At 69.5% G+C, this 16755-nt stretch carries 15 protein-coding genes, 1 tRNA gene and 1 riboswitch; of the genes, 6 read left to right on the plus strand and 10 right to left on the minus strand.

All coding sequences use genetic code 11. The features are described from left to right. Window positions 1-59: 59 nt before the first annotated feature. The 4 genes from ACFVAV_RS23200 to ACFVAV_RS23215 all read right to left on the minus strand — a co-directional run bounded on the left by ACFVAV_RS23200 (window position 60) and on the right by ACFVAV_RS23215 (window position 3582). The gene (locus tag ACFVAV_RS23200; RefSeq protein ID WP_379037223.1) at window positions 60-287 is read right to left on the minus strand and encodes a hypothetical protein; all 228 of its coding nucleotides are present in this window, start codon (window positions 285-287) and stop codon (window positions 60-62) included. Between the two features lie 199 nt (window positions 288-486). Next, on the minus strand, window positions 487-2175 hold the full coding sequence (locus tag ACFVAV_RS23205; protein WP_379037224.1) for an MDR family MFS transporter: 1689 nt from the start codon (window positions 2173-2175) through the stop codon (window positions 487-489). Continuing rightward, window positions 2172-2669, minus strand: coding sequence for a MarR family winged helix-turn-helix transcriptional regulator (locus ACFVAV_RS23210; protein ID WP_379037225.1), 498 nt, complete (start codon window positions 2667-2669; stop codon window positions 2172-2174). Before ACFVAV_RS23210 ends, ACFVAV_RS23205 begins: the two co-directional genes overlap by 4 nt. A gap of 91 nt (window positions 2670-2760) precedes the next feature. After that, window positions 2761-3582 carry a crotonase/enoyl-CoA hydratase family protein gene (locus ACFVAV_RS23215; RefSeq protein ID WP_379037226.1) on the minus strand — a complete coding sequence of 274 codons (822 nt, stop codon included), beginning with the start codon at window positions 3580-3582 and terminating at the stop codon, window positions 2761-2763. Between the two features lie 107 nt (window positions 3583-3689). On the opposite strand from ACFVAV_RS23215, the gene ACFVAV_RS23220 reads away from it, so the two are divergent. Together ACFVAV_RS23220 and ACFVAV_RS23225 are read left to right on the plus strand one after the other, a co-directional pair. After that, window positions 3690-4166 (plus strand): YbaK/EbsC family protein, encoded by a 477-nt coding sequence (locus ACFVAV_RS23220; protein WP_379037227.1) that lies wholly within the window; start codon window positions 3690-3692, stop codon window positions 4164-4166. Between the two features lie 162 nt (window positions 4167-4328). After that, a complete protein-coding gene (locus ACFVAV_RS23225; RefSeq protein WP_379037376.1) occupies window positions 4329-4796 on the plus strand; it encodes a flavin reductase family protein in 468 nt (155 codons plus the stop codon). Window positions 4797-4839: 43 nt separating this feature from the next. Here the strand turns inward: ACFVAV_RS23225 and ACFVAV_RS23230 are convergent, their stop codons facing one another. Then, on the minus strand, window positions 4840-6156 hold the full coding sequence (locus tag ACFVAV_RS23230) for an aminotransferase class V-fold PLP-dependent enzyme (protein WP_379037228.1): 1317 nt from the start codon (window positions 6154-6156) through the stop codon (window positions 4840-4842). 48 nt (window positions 6157-6204) lie between these two features. Then, a riboswitch (SAM riboswitch) is annotated at window positions 6205-6319 on the minus strand. A gap of 229 nt (window positions 6320-6548) precedes the next feature. Between ACFVAV_RS23230 and ACFVAV_RS23235 the strand changes: the two genes are divergently transcribed. The 3 genes from ACFVAV_RS23235 to ACFVAV_RS23245 all read left to right on the plus strand — a co-directional run bounded on the left by ACFVAV_RS23235 (window position 6549) and on the right by ACFVAV_RS23245 (window position 12403). Further along, the gene (locus ACFVAV_RS23235) at window positions 6549-6983 is read left to right on the plus strand and encodes a MarR family winged helix-turn-helix transcriptional regulator (RefSeq protein WP_379037229.1); all 435 of its coding nucleotides are present in this window, start codon (window positions 6549-6551) and stop codon (window positions 6981-6983) included. Between the two features lie 156 nt (window positions 6984-7139). Then, on the plus strand, window positions 7140-11069 hold the full coding sequence (locus ACFVAV_RS23240; protein WP_379037230.1) for a Pls/PosA family non-ribosomal peptide synthetase: 3930 nt from the start codon (window positions 7140-7142) through the stop codon (window positions 11067-11069). Next, complete coding sequence (locus ACFVAV_RS23245) at window positions 11069-12403, plus strand: M1 family metallopeptidase (protein WP_379037231.1); 1335 nt, start codon at window positions 11069-11071, stop codon at window positions 12401-12403. Before ACFVAV_RS23240 ends, ACFVAV_RS23245 begins: the two co-directional genes overlap by 1 nt. A 4-nt stretch (window positions 12404-12407) precedes the next feature. On the opposite strand, the gene ACFVAV_RS23250 is transcribed toward ACFVAV_RS23245, so the two are convergent. Further along, entirely contained in the window at window positions 12408-12593 is a 186-nt protein-coding gene (locus ACFVAV_RS23250) for a hypothetical protein (RefSeq protein WP_379037232.1), read from the minus strand. A gap of 38 nt (window positions 12594-12631) precedes the next feature. Beyond that, on the minus strand, window positions 12632-13093 hold the full coding sequence (locus tag ACFVAV_RS23255; protein ID WP_379037233.1) for a DUF2752 domain-containing protein: 462 nt from the start codon (window positions 13091-13093) through the stop codon (window positions 12632-12634). A 208-nt stretch (window positions 13094-13301) separates the two neighbouring features. Here ACFVAV_RS23255 and ACFVAV_RS23260 point away from each other — a divergent pair, with 208 nt between their 5' ends. Further along, window positions 13302-14354, plus strand: a complete 1053-nt coding sequence (locus ACFVAV_RS23260; RefSeq protein WP_379037234.1) for an alpha/beta fold hydrolase — start codon at window positions 13302-13304, stop codon at window positions 14352-14354. 98 nt (window positions 14355-14452) lie between these two features. Here ACFVAV_RS23260 and ACFVAV_RS23265 read toward each other — a convergent pair whose 3' ends face one another. The 3 genes from ACFVAV_RS23265 to ACFVAV_RS23275 all read right to left on the minus strand — a co-directional run bounded on the left by ACFVAV_RS23265 (window position 14453) and on the right by ACFVAV_RS23275 (window position 16720). After that, the gene (locus ACFVAV_RS23265) at window positions 14453-15817 is read right to left on the minus strand and encodes an alpha/beta hydrolase family protein (RefSeq protein ID WP_379037236.1); all 1365 of its coding nucleotides are present in this window, start codon (window positions 15815-15817) and stop codon (window positions 14453-14455) included. A 3-nt stretch (window positions 15818-15820) separates the two neighbouring features. Further along, on the minus strand, window positions 15821-16405 hold the full coding sequence (locus tag ACFVAV_RS23270) for an ArsR/SmtB family transcription factor (RefSeq protein ID WP_379037238.1): 585 nt from the start codon (window positions 16403-16405) through the stop codon (window positions 15821-15823). A gap of 239 nt (window positions 16406-16644) precedes the next feature. Then, a tRNA-Thr gene (locus ACFVAV_RS23275) sits at window positions 16645-16720 on the minus strand. Window positions 16721-16755 lie beyond the last annotated feature (35 nt).

The following is a 16755-nucleotide window of genomic DNA, read 5'->3' on the forward strand; positions in this document are numbered from 1 at the left end:
GAAGTCCGAATCAGGTTCGGGCTTCCCGTTCTCGTTGCCCGGCAAGGGCTGGGCGTGAATCAGTACCAGATGTAGAGATCCCAGCCGTCCCAGTTCTCGGTGCACTCCCAGTAGTAGCCGCCGGTGTAGGACGACTCGCCGTCGGCGCGACAGGCGGTCAGGGTGGCGTAGGTGCCGTAATACGTGCCGACCGGACCGGCGGCGGCGTTGCCCGCAGCGACCGTCGACACCCCGGCGACGGTCGCGACGGCCAGCAGTCCGGCGGCGATGGTGGATTTGATGCGCATGTCGTGTGCTCCTCTGTGCTCGTGTTCGACGTTGTGAACGCTATGGGCGCATCGATGTCGAAACAGCCACCCCTAGGGGGACTTTCGCCCCCACCATGGGCACTTCACCTTCCCCACCCTGGAATTCGGCACAGAGCCGACAGTGGCGGCAGCGCGACGTCACGTCGCACTGCCGCCACTGTCGATGCGGCGCACCCGATCACACCGGGGGCACGGCGGCCCCTTCGGCGGCTTTCGCGTCCCCCGCCGCCTGGATTCCGCCCTGCATCCGCAGCGGGACCTCCTTCCAGAACAGCACCAGGATCAGCGCGAGCAGCGCCACCGCGGTGCCCACCAGGAACACCGTCGACATCGAGTCGGCGAAACCGACCTGGAACGGCTTGGCCAGTGCCGGATCCAGCTGCTGGATGATCGAGCTGTCCTGCAGCACCTCGCCTGCGGCCGACGTGTCGTGCGCCAGCAGGCCTTTGGCCAGTGCCGCGTCGGCCGGGTTCGCGCTCTGCGCGCCCGCGACCACGGCCTGCTGATAGGCGGGGTCGGCGGCCGACTGCTGCAGCTGCTCGGTGATGTTCGGCGTGAGCAGCGAGAACAGGATCGACAGGAAGACCGCGGCGCCGAGGGTGCCGCCGATCTGCCGGAAGAAGGTCGCCGACGCGGTGGACACGCCCATGTCCTTGGGCGGCAGCGCGTTCTGTAGCGCCAGCGTCAGCGGCTGCATCAGGTTGCCGAGGCCGAAGCCGGTCAGCGCCATGAAGATCATCGCCAGCCACAGCGGACTGTCGGCGTCGAGCAGGTGCAGCAGGAACAGCCCGAGGGTCAGCGTGCTCGCGCCGATCACCGGGAACACCCGGTAGTGACCGGTTTTCGAGATCAACCGGCCCGACACGATCGAACCGATCATCAGCCCGAGCACCATCGGCAGCATCTGCAGGCCCGCCTCGGTGGGGCCCGCGCCCCGCACGACCTGCAGGTACTGCGGCAGCAGCAGCATGCCGCCGAACATCGCGGCGCCGACGACGAACGAGATCACCACGCCCAGCGCGAAAGTCCCGTTCGAGAAGATGCGCAGCGGGATCAGCGCGGCATCGCCCATGAACTTCTCGACCACGACGAATCCCGCGAGGCCGAGCGCTCCGATGACGTAGCAGAGCACCGATCCGGTACTGCTCCAACCCCATTCACGCCCCTGCTCGGCGACGATCAGCAGCGGCACCAACCCGACCGCGAGGACGACCGCACCGGCGTAGTCGATGCGATGGGTGGCGTGCGGCTTGCGCGGCAGGTGCAGCACCCTGGTCACCACGACCAGCGCGAGCAGGCCGAGCGGCACGTTCACCAGGAACACCCAGCGCCACCCGGTGATGCCGAGAATGGTGTCCTGCCCGGCGAGCAGGCCGCCCAGCACCGGTCCGAGCACGCTCGAAATACCGAACACGGCAAGGAAATAGCCCTGGTAGCGGGCGCGTTCCCGCGGGCCGATGATGTCGCCCATGATGGCCAGCGCCAGCGACATCAAGCCGCCCGCGCCCAGGCCCTGGAACGCGCGGAAGGCCGCCAGCTGGTACATCGAGGTCGCCAGCGTGCACAGCAGCGAGCCGATGATGAACAGCCCGATCGCGGTGAGGAAGAACGGCTTGCGGCCGAACATGTCCGAGAGCTTGCCGTAGAGCGGGGTGCTGATCGTGGCGGTGATGAGGTAGGCCGTCGTCGCCCAGGCCTGCAGCGAATAGCCGTGCAGGTCGTCGGCGATGGTGCGGATGGAGGTCGACACGATCGTCTGATCGAGCGAGGCCAGCAGCATGCCGAGCATGAGGCCGGACAGGATGGTCAGGATCTGGCGGTGGGTGAAACCGGCGGGTGATTCCACCGGGGCCGCGGTTGTCGTCACGAATCGTTCTCCATCGCGGTAGAGCTCAGTGCGGGCGGGCGGGTCAGCAGGGTCGGGCGGGCCGCGTCGTAGTCCTCGACGAACCGCGCCAGCAGCGCGGCGAACGTCGCGCGGTCGGCGCCCGACCAGTTCTCGGTGACGATGGCGACGGACTCCCGGCGGCGGGTCCGGATCCGTTCGGCGGTCTCGCGGCCGTAGTCGGTCACCTGGAGGACGGTGGCGCGGCCGTCGTCGGGATCGGCGGCGCGCACCACCAGTCCCCGCTCCACCAGCTGCGCGACCTGCCTGCTCACCGTCGACGCGTCCGAGTGCACCGCCTCGGCGAGGGCCCCCGAACGCATCGGCCCGTCGCAGACCAGCCGGAACAGCACGACGAAGCCCGCCGGGTCGATGCCGGAACGGTCCTTGATCTGGGCCAATGCCCGGTCGCGCAGGCGGTGCAGCCGGACGAGCTGGAGCGCGATCGAGTCGATCGCGGGCTCGTTCTCACTCACTGTGGTTTCACCTTTACTTGCATCAATCAATTAGTTGTGTGATGCAAGTATGTAGAGAGAACGGTCGCCGGGGCAACCGTTTGAACTGTCTTTACTCGCCCTTGAACTCGGGCGCGCGCTTCTGGAACACCGCCGTGATCGCCTCGGTGAGGTCCTTCGACGGCAGGAACGCCGCGTTCCACGTCGACACGTAGCGCAGGCCCTCGGCCACCGCGGGGGCGGTCCGCTGCTCGAGCACGTCCTTGATGCCCTGCACCACCAGCGGCGGGTTGTCGGCGATCTCGCGGGCCATCGCGTGCGCGGCGGCGACCACGGCCTCCTGATCGGCGAACACCTCGTTGACCAGGCCCATCCGCTCGGCGCGGGCCGCGTCGATGTCCTTGGCGGTGAAGGCCAGCTCGCGCAGGTTGCCCTCGCCGATGATGCCGGGCAGACGCTGCAGCGAACCGATGTCGGCGACGATCGCCACCTTCGCCTCACGCAGGCTGAACTGGGCGTCTTCGCTGGCCAGGCGGATATCGGCGGCGGCGATCAGATCCAGGCCACCACCGATGCACCAGCCGGACACGGCCGCGATCACCGGCTTGGTGCACTCGGCGACCGCGGTCACCGAGGCCTGCATGCCGCGCACCACCTTGAGGAACTCGGTGCGCGGCGCAGCCTTCGCGTCGTCGGCCAGCACGGGCGCGAGCATGCCGCCCATCGCCGCGAGGTCGAGCCCGAACGAGAAGTGCTTGCCCGCGCCGGTGAGCACCACCGCCCGGACCTGCGGGTCGGCGTCGAGCTCGCGGAAGATCTCCGGCAGCTCGCGCCAGAAATCGGGTCCCATCGCATTGCCCTTACCCGGCCCGGTCAGCGTGACCTGGGCAACGTGGTCGGCGATCTCGACGGTAAAAGCCTGCCAATCAGTCATGTGGCGAGTCTATTGGCGCGCGGCCAGGGACGTGCGCGGCCCCTGGGGTCAACCCCAAAATGGCGCTCCCCCGGCATATTTCCCGCAATCGACCTACTCTGGATCTCATGCGCAGGTCGTCTCTTCCGGCGGTCGCATGCCGCGTCGCCGATACCCTCATCGCCCGCGGGCATCACGGCGTCATCGTTTCCCCCGAGACGCCCGCCCCCACCGCGGCCGATGCCGCTCGCGCCATGGGCGCCCACCCCACCGCGATCACCACCTCCCAGGTCTTCCTCCTCGACAACGACCCCGTCCTGATCCTGGTCGCGGGCCATCACCAGGTCGACCTGACCCGCACCGGCAAACGCCTGGAAGGCACCCTGATCCCGGCCCCCACCGCCCTGGTCGAGCGGATCACCGGTCAGCCGATCGACGGCACCGCGCCCGTCGGCCACCCGACCAACCTCCCCACCTGGGTCGACACCGCCCTCGCCGCGCACCCCGAGGTCTGGGCCGCGGGCGGCCACCCGAACACGGTGTTCCGCACCAACTTCCGCGAACTGGTCCGCATCACCGCAGGCCTGCCGATCGAGGTCGACTGAGGTCCACCGGGCGTGATGTGCGTCGAGCGGGCCGACCGGACCCTGGGCGGGGCTCCGGTGCGGGCGTAGTTTGGGGCGGTGAGTGAAGTGCGACGTACTCCGGCCGAACTGGTGGTCCCCGACGATCTGAGCGGGATCACCGCCGAGCAGTACCGGGCATCGATGCGGCACTACCCGGCAGGGGTCACCGTGGTGACGATCGGCGCCGAGCACGGCCCGGTCGGCTTCACCGCGACGTCGTTCGCCTCCCTCTCCCTGGAACCGCCCCTGGTGTCGTTCAACATCGCCCACACCTCGTCGAGCATCGACGCCCTGCGCGCCGCCGACTCGGTGGTCATCCACTTCCTCGGCGAGCACCAGCACCACCTCGCCCACCGCTTCTCCCGCACCGCCGCCGACCGCTTCACCGACCGCTCCCTGTGGACCACCCTCGACACCGGCGAACCAGTCCTGCACGGCACCCCCATCTGGCTCCGCACCACCCTCCACCAACTCATCGACATCGGCGACCACACCCTCGCCGTCGGCCTGGTAACCCGAGTCCACGACGAGACCAACGAAACCCCTACCGCCGCCCCCCTCCTGTACTACAACGGCAAATACCACCGCCCCACCGCCCTCGACACCTGATCGGGCGGGACGGCGGGGCCGCAATACTCGACTCGGGAGGGATTCAGCCGATCAGGCAGGGGGCGGCGCCTGCTGGGGAATCGGCGGTGAGGGGGCGGGTTTCGGGGGTGGGGTTCCAGAGGCCTTCGGTGGTGGCGTAGTTCCAGGTGGGGCCGGCGGTGACGAGGGTGGCGACGGCGGTGATCAGGCGGTCGACGTCGGCGGCGGTGGTGCCGAGGCCGATGCTGGCGCGGAGGGCGGCGTCGAGGCCGAGGCGGGCGAGGAGGGGGTGGGCGCAGAAGCGGCCGTCGCGGATGCCGATGGCGTGTTCGGCGGAGAGGTAGGCGGCCACCTGGCCGGGGGCGTAGCCGGCGACGGTGAAGGCGACGATGCCGACACAGTCGGGACTGTCGGACCAGATGCGGACCAGGTCGACGCCGGGGATCGCGCACAAACCGTCGCGCAGACGGTCGGCCAGGAAGCGTTCGTGGGCAACGAGTTCGGCGGGGTCGATGGCGGCCAGCGCGTCACAGGCGGCGGCGATGGCGGCCGCGCCCAGCACATTCGGCGAGCCCGCCTCGTGCCGCTGCGGCGCCGCGGCCCACTCGACCTGCCCCACATCGACATTGCGCACCGCACCACCACCGGCCAGGTACGGTTCGCCCGCGTCGAGCCAGTCCCGCTTGCCGACCAGCACACCGGCGCCGAACGGCGCGTACAGCTTGTGCCCGGAGAAGGCGAGATAGTCGATTCCGGTCTCGCGCAGGGAGATCCGGCGATGCGGGGCCAGCTGCGCGGCGTCCACGAGGATGCGCGCGCCACACAGGTGGGCGATGGTCGCCAGCCGCTCCAGCGGCAGCACCTCACCGGTGACATTGGACGCCCCGGTCACCGCGAGCAACGCGGCCGGCTTGCTGCACAGTTCGGCGACGACCCGCCGGATCGTCTCCTCGACGGTGTCGGCGGCCTGCACGACGCGACGGCCGTGCGCGGTCCACGGCAGGAAGTTCGCGTGATGCTCGATATCGAGCACGACGGTCTCGCCGGGCACGCAGCCTGCCAGCAGGTTCAGCGAGTCGGTGGTGTTGCGGGTGAACACGACGACCTGGTCGTCGCACGCGTCGAGGAACCGGGCGACCGCGCCGCGCGAGGCCTCGTAGCACTCGGTGGAGATCCGCGAGGCGTAGCCGGCGCCGCGGTGCACGCTGGCGTAGTACGGCAGCAGCCGCGAGATCCGGTCGGTGACCTGCCGCAACGCGGGCGCGCTCGCCGCGTAGTCGAAGTTGGCGTAGGTGCTGGTCCCGCCCTGCACGAGCGGAACCTGCAGGTCGGCGCCGGACACGGCGGCGAGGGCACAGGTGGGGTCGATAACTGCGGTCATGACGAAATCCCGTCGGCTCAGGGACTCGTTCCCGAAAAGGGTGCTGCGAGTCCGCGCTTGCCGCGCCCACTGCGGACGGCGGCCTGGTCGTCACCCGGAGCACCCCACCGCGGAGGAGGGTTGCCGACCAGCTAGCCGGGGCTTGTCGCTGGTACTCGTGACCTGTGGACGAGAGTGACAGACGATCACGCGAGCTGTCAAGAACCCCCGAACCGAACGGGATCACCACGCGACAGGTAATCCCCACGCCCGCAACACCATCTGCCATCTCCGTGCCGCCCCGCAGTTGCCGGTGAGTTGCCTCCCGCGCAACCGACGGCCGATCATCTGCCCACTCCATGGTGGAGACCCCAAATGATTGAGTTCCCCCACCATTTGTTAGAGTGGCTGCCATGTCCACGAACACGAACTCCGTCCGCGGCCTGCCGCGCTACCCGGTGTACGCGCTCGGACGGCTCACCAAGGCACTGCACGCCGAGATCGACGTGCCGCTGCGCGATCACTGGGTGCTCACCTTCATCGAGGAGAACGCCGACCTGACACAGAAGAAGGTCGGCGATGCGCTCGGTATCGACCGCAGCGAAGTCGTCCGGCTGGTCGACGCGCTCGAACGCGCAGGCCTGGTCGAACGCACCCGCGACGGCAAGGATCGCCGCAAGTACCGGCTGCGGATCACCGATGCCGGGCGCAAGCAGTGCAAACGCACCGACCGCCTGATCGCCGACGCCACCGCGCGGGTGCTCGAGCGGCTCGACGCCGACGAACAGCGCGCGCTGCACCGGCTGGTGCTCACCGCGCTCGGCGAAATCCCGGAATCGCCGTCGTGATCGGCGCCGACGGCACGCCGCGCGCTGCCGTTGCGCCACACCTTCTCCGAGTACCGTTGGCACCTGGTGACCATCCCGTTTGCCCTCCGGTAACCCGACCGTGAAACAACAGACGACACCGATGGGGGTCAACCGATGAGAGGTGGACTGAGCGCCATGCTCGAGCCACGCACTGAGGACCCGGCGAGCCGGTTGCGTGACCCACTGCTGCGCGCCGACCTGGCCGCGCCGCCGCGCACCCTGGTGGACATCCTGACCAGCACCGCCCTGGCCCACCCCGACGCACCCGCCATCGACGACGGCACGGTCGTGCTCAGCTACCTGGAACTGATCGCCGCGATCGAGTCCAGGATGACCGAGCTCACCGCGGCGGGCGTGCGGCCAGGCGACCGGGTCGGCGTACGGATGCCCTCGGGCAGCGCGGCGCTGTACGTGACGATCCTGGCCGTCCTCTACTGCGGCGCCGCCTACGTGCCCGTCGACGCCGACGATCCGGAGGAACGGGCCAGGCTGGTGTTCGGCGAGGCCAGGGTGAGCGCGCTGGCCACCGCCGAGGGCATCGAGTCGGCCACCGCCGCCGCGGGCCGCGCACCGGCCTCGGACTGGAACACCCTGCCGACCCCCGCCGACGACGCCTGGATCATCTTCACCTCCGGCTCCACCGGCACGCCCAAGGGCGTCGCGGTCACCCACCGCAATGCCGCCGCCTTCGTCGACGCCGAGGCCGGGCTGTTTCTGCAGCGCGCGCCGATCGGCCCCGGCGACCGCGTACTGGCCGGTCTATCGGTGGCCTTCGACGCCTCCTGCGAGGAGATGTGGCTGGCCTGGCGGCACGGCGCCTGCCTGGTCCCCGCCCCGCGCGACCTGGTCCGCACCGGCGCCGACCTCGGCCCGTGGCTCATGCGCCGGGAGATCAGCATCGTCTCCACCGTGCCGACACTCGCCGCGACCTGGCCCGCCATGGCGCTGGACTCGGTGCGGCTGCTCATCTTCGGCGGCGAAGCCGTCCCGCCGGAACTGGCCGAGCGCCTGGCAGGCGGCGCCGACCGCGAGGTATGGAACACCTACGGCCCCACCGAAGCCACCGTCGTCGCCTGCGCCGCGCTGCTCGACGGGAACATGCCGATCCGCATCGGCCTGCCGCTGGACGGCTGGGACCTCACCGTCGTCGACGCGCAGGGCAACCCGGTGCCCGAGGGCGAGACCGGCGAACTCGTCATCGGCGGCGTCGGCCTGGCCCGCTACCTGGATCCGGCCAAGGACGCCGAGAAGTACGCCCCGCTGCCCTCGCTCGGCTGGGAACGCGCCTACCGCAGCGGCGATCTGGTCCGCAACGACCGCGCCGGCCTGATCTTCCTAGGCCGCGCCGACGACCAGATCAAGATCGGTGGCAGGCGCATCGAGCTCGGCGAGATCGACAACGCCCTGCAGCACCTGCCCGGTGTCAGCGGCGCGGCCGCCGCGATCCGGACGACCAAGGCGGGCAACAAGATCCTGGTCGGCTACCTCACCGGCGCCGGCCCCGATTTCGACATCAAGCAGGCCAGAAAGATCCTGGCCGAACAACTTCCGGCCCCGCTGGTACCGCGACTCGCGATCGTCCCCGATCTGCCGACCCGCACCTCCGGCAAGGTCGACCGCAATGCCCTGCCCTGGCCGCTGCCGAGCAGCGACGAGTCCACGGAATCCGGCGGCCTCGGTGGCACTGCGGCCTGGGTGGCCGGGCTGTGGGACGCCATCCTCGGCGCCGAAGCCACCGACCTCGACGCCGACTTCTTCGATCTGGGCGGCGGTTCACTGGCGGCGGCCCAGCTGGTCGGCGCGCTGCGCGAGCAGTATCCGCACGTCACCGTGGCCGACCTCTACGACCATCCGCGCCTCGGCTCGCTCGTCGACCTGCTCGACGACAGCGCGCCGGTCGCCGCCGTCGACGAGCGCGTCGTCACGCCGACGCCGCTGCGCGCGCAGATCACCCAGGTGCTGGCCACGATTCCGCTGACCACCCTCACCGGCTTGCAGTGGGTCACCTGGCTGGCGGTGGTGTCGGCGATCGCGGGCTGGTCCGGCTCGCTGCCGTGGCTGCCACGGCTGTCCTGGTGGTGGATCGTGCTGGCGTTCGTGCTGTTCATCTCGCCGCTCGGCCGGATGACGCTGTGCGTGGCGGGCGCGCGGATCCTGCTGGTGGGGCTGCGGCCTGGCACGTACCCGCGCGGCTCGGGGGTCCACCTGCGACTGTGGGCGGCCGTGCGGCTGTCCGAGGCCAGTGGGGCCGAAAGCCTGTCCGGCGCACCGCTGATGGTGCCGTTCGCCCGTGCGCTCGGCGCGCGGATCGGCAAGGGCGTCGACCTGCACACCCTGCCGCCGGTCACCGGCATGCTCGATCTCGGCGACGGCGCCAGTGTCGAACCCGAGGTGGATCTGTCCGGCTACTGGGTCGACGGCGATGTCGTGCATATCGGCGGCATCACCATCGGCGACGGCGCGGTGATCGGCGCCCGCTCGATCCTGCTGCCCGGCACCAAGATCGGCAAGAAGGCCGAGATCGCCCCCGGCTCGGCGGTATCGGGCAAGGTCAAGGCCGAACAGGAGTGGGCGGGCTCGCCCGCGACGAAGACCGGCAAGGCACCGCGCCGCTGGCCCGATCACGCACCGGAACGCGCCAGGCACTGGCTGCTGGTGTTCGGCCTGTCGTCGATGGCGCTGGCCGCCATGCCCGTCCTCGGTCTCGCCGTCGGTGGCACCTTCATCGCCTGGTGGGTCCGCGAGGAGACCACCATCGGCGCCGCCGCGCTGCGCGGCTTCGCGATCCTGCCGGTCGCGACCCTGCTCAGTCTCGGTGTGTACGCCGCGGCGACCGTGATCGCCGTCCGCCTGCTCGGTATCGGCCTGCGCGAGGGCTACCACCCGGTGCGCAGCCGGACCGGCTGGCAGGTGTGGGCGACCGAACGCCTGCTCGACTCGGCGCGCACCTTCCTGTTCCCGCTCTACGCCAGCCTGCTCACCCCGCTGTGGCTGCGCCTGCTCGGCGCCCGGATCGGCAAGAACGTCGAGGCCTCGACCGTGCTGCTGCTGCCCAAGTTCACCGTGGTCGCCGACGGCGCCTTCCTGGCCGACGACACCATGATCGCCAGCTACGAACTCGGCGGCGGCTGGCTGCGGATCGGCGAGGCGAAGGTCGGCAAGCGCGCCTTCCTCGGCAACTCCGGCATGACCGCGGTCGGGCGCCGGGTGCCCAAGAACGGCCTGGTCGCGGTGCTCTCGGCCGCGCCGAGCAAGGCCAAGGCGGGTTCGTCCTGGCTGGGCAGCCCGCCGGTGCGCCTGCGCCGCGCGACCGAATCCAGCGACACCTCACGCACTTTCGATCCGCCGCTGCGGCTGAAACTGGCCCGCGCCGTCGTCGAGACCTGCCGGTTGATCCCGGTGATGGTGACCTTCGCCATCGGCCTCGGTGTGCTGTTCGTCCTGGCGCTGATCGCCCAGCATTCCGACTACCTCGTCGCGGCACTGCTGTCCGGCCTGGTCCTGATGGCGGCGGGCGCGGTGGCGGGGGCTCTCGCGGTGGCCGCGAAGTGGTTGCTGGTCGGGCGGATTCGCGCCGTCGAGCACCCGCTGTGGAGTGCGTTCGTGTGGCGCAACGAGGTCTCCGACGCCTTCGTCGAGACCGTCGCCGCACCCTGGTTCGCCCGCGCCGCGACGGGTACACCCGTAATGAATCTGTGGCTTCGCGGACTCGGTGCCAAGATCGGCCGCGGGGTATGGTGCGAGTCCTATTGGCTACCGGAGGCAGACCTCGTGACACTCGGTGACGGCGCGACCGTGGAACGTGGCTGTGTGGTGCAGACCCATCTGTTCCACGACCGCATCATGTCCATGGACACTGTCACGCTGGACGCGGGCGCCACCCTCGGACCGCACTGTGTCGCCCTGCCGGCCGCCCACATCGGCGCGGGCGCCACCATCGGACCGGCGTCGCTGGTGATGCGCGGCGACGTGGTTCCGCCGTCGACTCGCTGGTGGGGCAATCCCATCTCGCCGTGGACCGGCACCGCCCCGATGCCGGAGTCGAGGCAGCGCGGAGCCGCCTGATGCGGAGCAAGTTCTACGAGGAACCGATCGATACCTACCTGCCGCAGAACGGTAATCGCGGCTACCGCGTGTCCAGGTACGAGCTGGAGCTGAGCTACCGGCCCGCCAGCAACCGGCTGGCCGGGCGCGCGGTGATCATCGCGGTCACCACCATGGTGCGGGGCTGGTTCACGCTCGACCTGTCGCAGGCGCTGACCGTGTCGAAGGTGTTCGTCAACGGGGCAAAGGCCGCGAAGTTCAGTCATCAGCAGGGCAAGCTCGCGGTCACCCCGCAGCAGAAGATTCCCGCGGGCGGCGTCCTGGAGGTCACCGTCCACTACGCGGGCACCCCCAAACCGGTGCGCGGGCCGTGGGGCGAGGTCGGCTGGGAGGAGCTCACCGAGGGTGCGCTCGTCGCCAGTCAGCCCAACGGCGCGGCGTCCTGGTTCCCGTGCGACGACCACCCGAGTTCCAAAGCGTCCTACCGGATCTCGATCACGACCGACAGCCCGTTCTACGCCGTCGCCAACGGCACCCTGATGCGCAAGCAGGCCAAGGCCAGCCAGACCACCTGGGTGTACGAGGCGCCGGAGCCGATGGCCAGCTACCTGGCGACGATCCAGATCGGCAACTACCGCAAGTACCGGATCGGCGAGCACGGCGAGCCGGTGCCGATGCAGGCCGTCGTGCCGCCGCGGCTGCGCCTCAGCTTCGACCACGACTTCGCCCGCCAGCCCGAGATGATGGCGCTGTTCACCGAGAAGTTCGGCCCGTACCCGTTCGAGAACTACACCGTGGTCGTCACCGACGACGAGCTCGACATCCCGATCGAGGCACAGGGCATCTCGGTGTTCGGCGCCAATCACTGTGACGGCAAACGCGGTTCGGAACGGCTCGTCGCGCACGAACTGGCCCACCAGTGGTTCGGCAACAGCCTGACCCTGAAGCAGTGGCGCGATATCTGGCTGCACGAGGGCTTCGCCTGCTACGCCGAATGGATCTGGTCGGAGGCCTCCGGTGGCCCGACCGCCGACCAGCTGGCCAGGGCCGCGCGGGCCAACCTGGCCCGCCAGCCACAGAACATCATCGTCGGCGACCCCGGTCCCAAGGACATGTTCGACGACCGGGTCTACAAGCGCGGCGCGCTCACCCTGCACGCCCTGCGCCTGGAACTGCGCGACCACCTGTTCTTCGAACTGATCCGGGAATGGACCGCGCGCTATCGCCATTCCTCGGTCACCACCGAGGAATTCGTGGATCTGGCAGGCCATTACTGCGTGACACAGCTGCGCCCGTTGTTCGCGGTCTGGCTCGGCACCAAGCCGCTGCCGCAGCTACCGCCGCTGGGCGGGTAGGGCTTCAGAACACCAGGTAGCGCTGCGCGAGTTCTTCGACGAGGGGATCGTCGGACGGCACCATCTCGAGCGCCTCGAGGTCATCGGCCACCGAGATGCTGCGGGCGTCGTCGCGCTCGGGGTCGGGGCCGTCCTCGGCGAGCTGGCGCAACAACTTCTGTCGGACTCGATCCTTCAGTGAATCGCGCATGCCTCCAGATTGCCCCCTGATCGGCGCGGATACCAGTATCAGACGGGCGTGAGCCAGGTTCCCCACGGCGTGTTGCGCAAAACGGTGAAGACAGCCAGCAGCCCGAAGAACGACCACACGAGCACCGGGTTCAGCCCGGGCAGTCGCCAGCGTTGTCCACGCCGGGCGCGCAGCAGCCAGTCGACGACGAACACCGCGAACGCGAGGACCAGCGGCACGACGAGCACATTGCTGTGCAGCGAATCGAGGATCCGGCCGTCGGTGAGATTGTGCATCGCCCGCATCCCGCCGCAGCCGGGGCAGTACACCCCGAGCAGCGCGTACACCGGGCACAGGCCGTAGGAACCCTCGACGTGCGGGTCACGGAAGTGCAGCAGCGCCAGGGTGCCGACACCGAGTCCGGCGGCGATCAACGGCGGTGCCATCCGCTGCCAGACCGGACGCGCCGGTTCCCGGTGCGGTGCGCCGGAGAATTCGGCCATGACGGGCGTGCTGTCCACGCTCCTACGGTAGCCGGGGCCGGTCGACGCCGCCAGCACGCTCGGATCGCGGTGGACAGCTGTAATTTTCCGGCGATTTCGTGCGATTTCACAGTGTCTGCGTGGCCTGTAACCCAGTTCACAACAAATGGGACACTGTGACCCGCTAACACTAGCTAGCACCCGAGCTCGCACTGTACGGTGGCCTACGACACAAAGGAGTGCCGACATGCTTGCGAAGTCGATGATGACGGTAGGCGCACTGACCGCACAGTTCCGTGCCGGGCTGCGTACCCGTAGTTTCGCGACAGCGAAACTCAACGCCCCCACCGTCGAGCACCGGGTCGTCCCGGTGACCACCACCGACGGCGCCGACCTCCGGGTCCACGTCTACGGTCCCGACACCGCCCCCACCCTGGTTCTCATCCACGGCTGGGCGTGCAGCATCGAATACTGGAACCCGCAGATCAGCGCCTTCGCCGGCGAGTACCGCGTGGTCAGCTACGACCAGCGCGGCCACGGCGAGTCGACCCTCGGCACCGTCGCCCCGAGCGAGCACACCCTGGCCGACGACCTCGCCACCGTCCTGGACGCGACGCTGCGTCCGGGCGAGAAGGCGGTGCTGGCCGGACACAGCATGGGTGGCCTGACCATCCAGGCCTGGGCCAAGCACCACCCCGAGCAGGTGACCGAGCGTGCGGCCGCGGTGCTGCTGGCCAACACCGCCAACCGCGGCATCCGCGAGGAAACCGATCTGCTGCCGCTGTTGAACAAGCAGCTCACCCTCGCCGAATACCCGGTCACCGTCCTCGGCGCGCCGATCCGGATGCCGCAGCCGGTCAGCGAGTCGCTGCTGTTCGCGCCGCTGCCGATCCCCGGCGGCTGGCTCACCGAGCAGGTGTTCCGCAACCGCATCATGACCCCGGAGGCCTCGGACGACGAGGTCGAGTTCGCGGTCGGCATCATCCGCTCCTGCCGTCCGCTCGCACGCGGCAGGCACGCGGCCGCGATGGCCGACATGGATCTGTCGGAGGGCACCGCCAACCTGACCGTGCCGACGACCGTGATCGCCGGCGCCCAGGACCGGCTGCTCCCGCAGCGCATGTCCCGCCCGATCGTCGACATCCTGCGCCGCACCGGCCACCTGGCCGATGTCCACGTGCTGCCGCACGGCCATCTCGGCAATATCGAGGACAGCGTCGCCTTCGACGCCATCCTGCACCAGATCCTGCGTTCCGCCACCAACTCTCGGGCCACCCGCCGCAACGTCGCCGCCCGCTGACCCGAGTCGGTTCTCCTGAGCCCGGTCAACGGCGATCGGCTCAGGAGAAACTCGAGATCAGGCCTCCGACCACCCAGGTCGGGGGCCTTTCTCGTTCCTCAGGGCAGCAGCAGACCCCAGTAGAACGCCCACAGCGTGAATCCGATGCCGCCGCAGACCACCAGCGCCCAGCGAATCCGCGCGCCCGTGCCCGCGCCGTCGAGCATGCGTCCGCGACGGGCGATGACGAAGCCGAGCGCGACCACCGCACACACCGCGACCAGCTGCAGCGCGACCCAGGACAGGGTGCGCCCGAACAACAACGGGCCGAACGAGGTCGCCCGTGTCGATGCGACGAAGAACACCTGCGCGACTGTGCCGACGATGCCGATCCCCGCCGCCGCCGTCAGGATTCGTGCGGACCGGGCGTCGGGCAGCCGCCAGGCCCTGGCCAGGCCGGTCAGCGCGTATCCGGCGAGCGCGAGCAGGGTTCCCGCCAGCAGTGCCAGCTGTGCGGCGGTGGACTCCCACCACGCCAACGGGGTCAGGGGCGACACCGAATGCCCTTGCACCGCAGGTTCATCTGCCTGTCCGACCGCGGACCCCGGCAGCCCGTTCACCCAGTTGCCCATCAACTGGGCGTAGCCGGGAGCCAGCTGCTCGCCTTTGTCGAATCCGTCGGTCGTCGTGAAGCCGCCGTGCTGGGCGTTCGGCAGGGTACGCAGGGTGTAGTTCGTTTTGCCCGCGCGGTCGAAGGCCTCCTGGAAGCCGCGCAGGCTGTCGCCGGGCGGGGTCAGCCGGTCCTTGTCACCCCAGATCGCGAGGACCGGCTGCTCGATCCGTGCCAGCACCGGCAGCGGGTCGTAGCCGGCCTGCGCGAACTGACCGGCACCCGCGATCTGCCGGATTCCATTGCGCGCCAGCACGTCGATCATCGATCCGCGGATGCCCGCCGCCGCGAATCTGGTTTCGTTGGCCCAGGTCTGCTGTGCTGCGGGCGCACCGGAGTTGGCGCCGATGGTGATCAGGAAGGCGACATCGGCCGACCGCGAAGTGGCGAGGGGCGCGATCCAGCCGCCTTCCGAGAGTCCCCAGAGACCGACCTGCGCGGGGTTCACCTCGGGTCGATTCCGTAGTGCGGCAACACCTGCCAGCGCATCGTCGGCGAGCAGGGAGAAGTCGCGATGGGCGGGGGTGTAGTCCTCGGTGCGCTTCTCGTAGTGCAGCGCGACGATGCCCTGCCGCGCCAGCGCTTCCGCGACCTGGGCATAGTGGGGGCTGCGCCTCGTCCCCGAGCCGTGGACGAGCACGACGCCAGGCCTGCCGGTCGCGCCGGCGGGTGCGTGGACCGTGCCGGTTGTCGTCGTCCCGTCGGAGCGTGTGAAGGTGATGTCGGTGGTGGTGAGGTCGTTCGCCCGGGCGAGCGGAGCACCGCTCAGCAACGCAGCGAACATGGTGGCGAGCAAGGTAATTCGAAGAAGCATGATCTACTCGCTGTCGTTCATCCCCGGCGCCGGGAAGGCGATGAATCGGGTGAGCACTCGGCGCGCCCCCGGCCTGTGCTCGGCGTGCGTGGCTTGGAAGCGTTTGAGCAGCGCGAGATAGTCCTCGCAGAAGGCGTCGAGTTCCTCGCGGGTCGCATAGATCGCACCGCGCGAGAACGGCATGGCGTCGGCCCACTCCCCGAGCTCTGCGCGTTCGGCCCGGTATCGCTGAAACATCTCGACGTCGTCGGTGATGTGCTGCGCGACAAGCCCTTCCAGCAGCTCCCGCATCTCCGGCGACTGATCCTTGTCCATCCGGTACCGCAGATCCTTCGGCGGCGACCGCCACCACCGCTCCTTCCCCTTGGCCAGCTCGGGCGCCTCCTCGATGAAGCCGTGCTCGGCGAGCTGGCGCAGGTGATAGCTGGTCGCGCCGGTGTTCTGGCCCAGCTGGGCACCGAGCGCAGTCGCCGTCGCCGGGCCCTTCTCGGCGAGCGCGCGCAGGATGCGCTGCCGGAGCGGATGCGCGAGCGCGCGGAGAGCAGCGGGATCGGTGATCTCCCTGGGTGGTACCTCGTCGTCGGCCATGTTTGCACAGTAGTCTTTGCACAACTTTCTATGCAAAGACTATTTTGCACCTTGGCGACTTAGCGGTGCTGTCGGCACGCAGTCCGCTCCCCCGACGCGATCCGCCCCCCATCCTCCTGAACACCCTCGCAGGCACCCCCATCAACCTCTCCCACGAACGCAACACCGTCTGCCCCTCCTCGGCGGCCCCGCACATAGCAAAAGGCCCTCCCCGGAATCCCGGAAAGGGCCTGTGACCTTGGAGCCGCCTGGGGGAATCGAACCCCCGACCTTTTCATTACGAGTGAAGCGCTCTACCGACTGAGCTAAGGCGGCGTGCCGTTAGGCGACGCGAGTCTATCGCGGCAATG

It is taken from the genome of Nocardia sp. NPDC057663 (genome assembly GCF_042799895.1).
In the GTDB taxonomy this organism is placed as follows: domain Bacteria; phylum Actinomycetota; class Actinomycetes; order Mycobacteriales; family Mycobacteriaceae; genus Nocardia.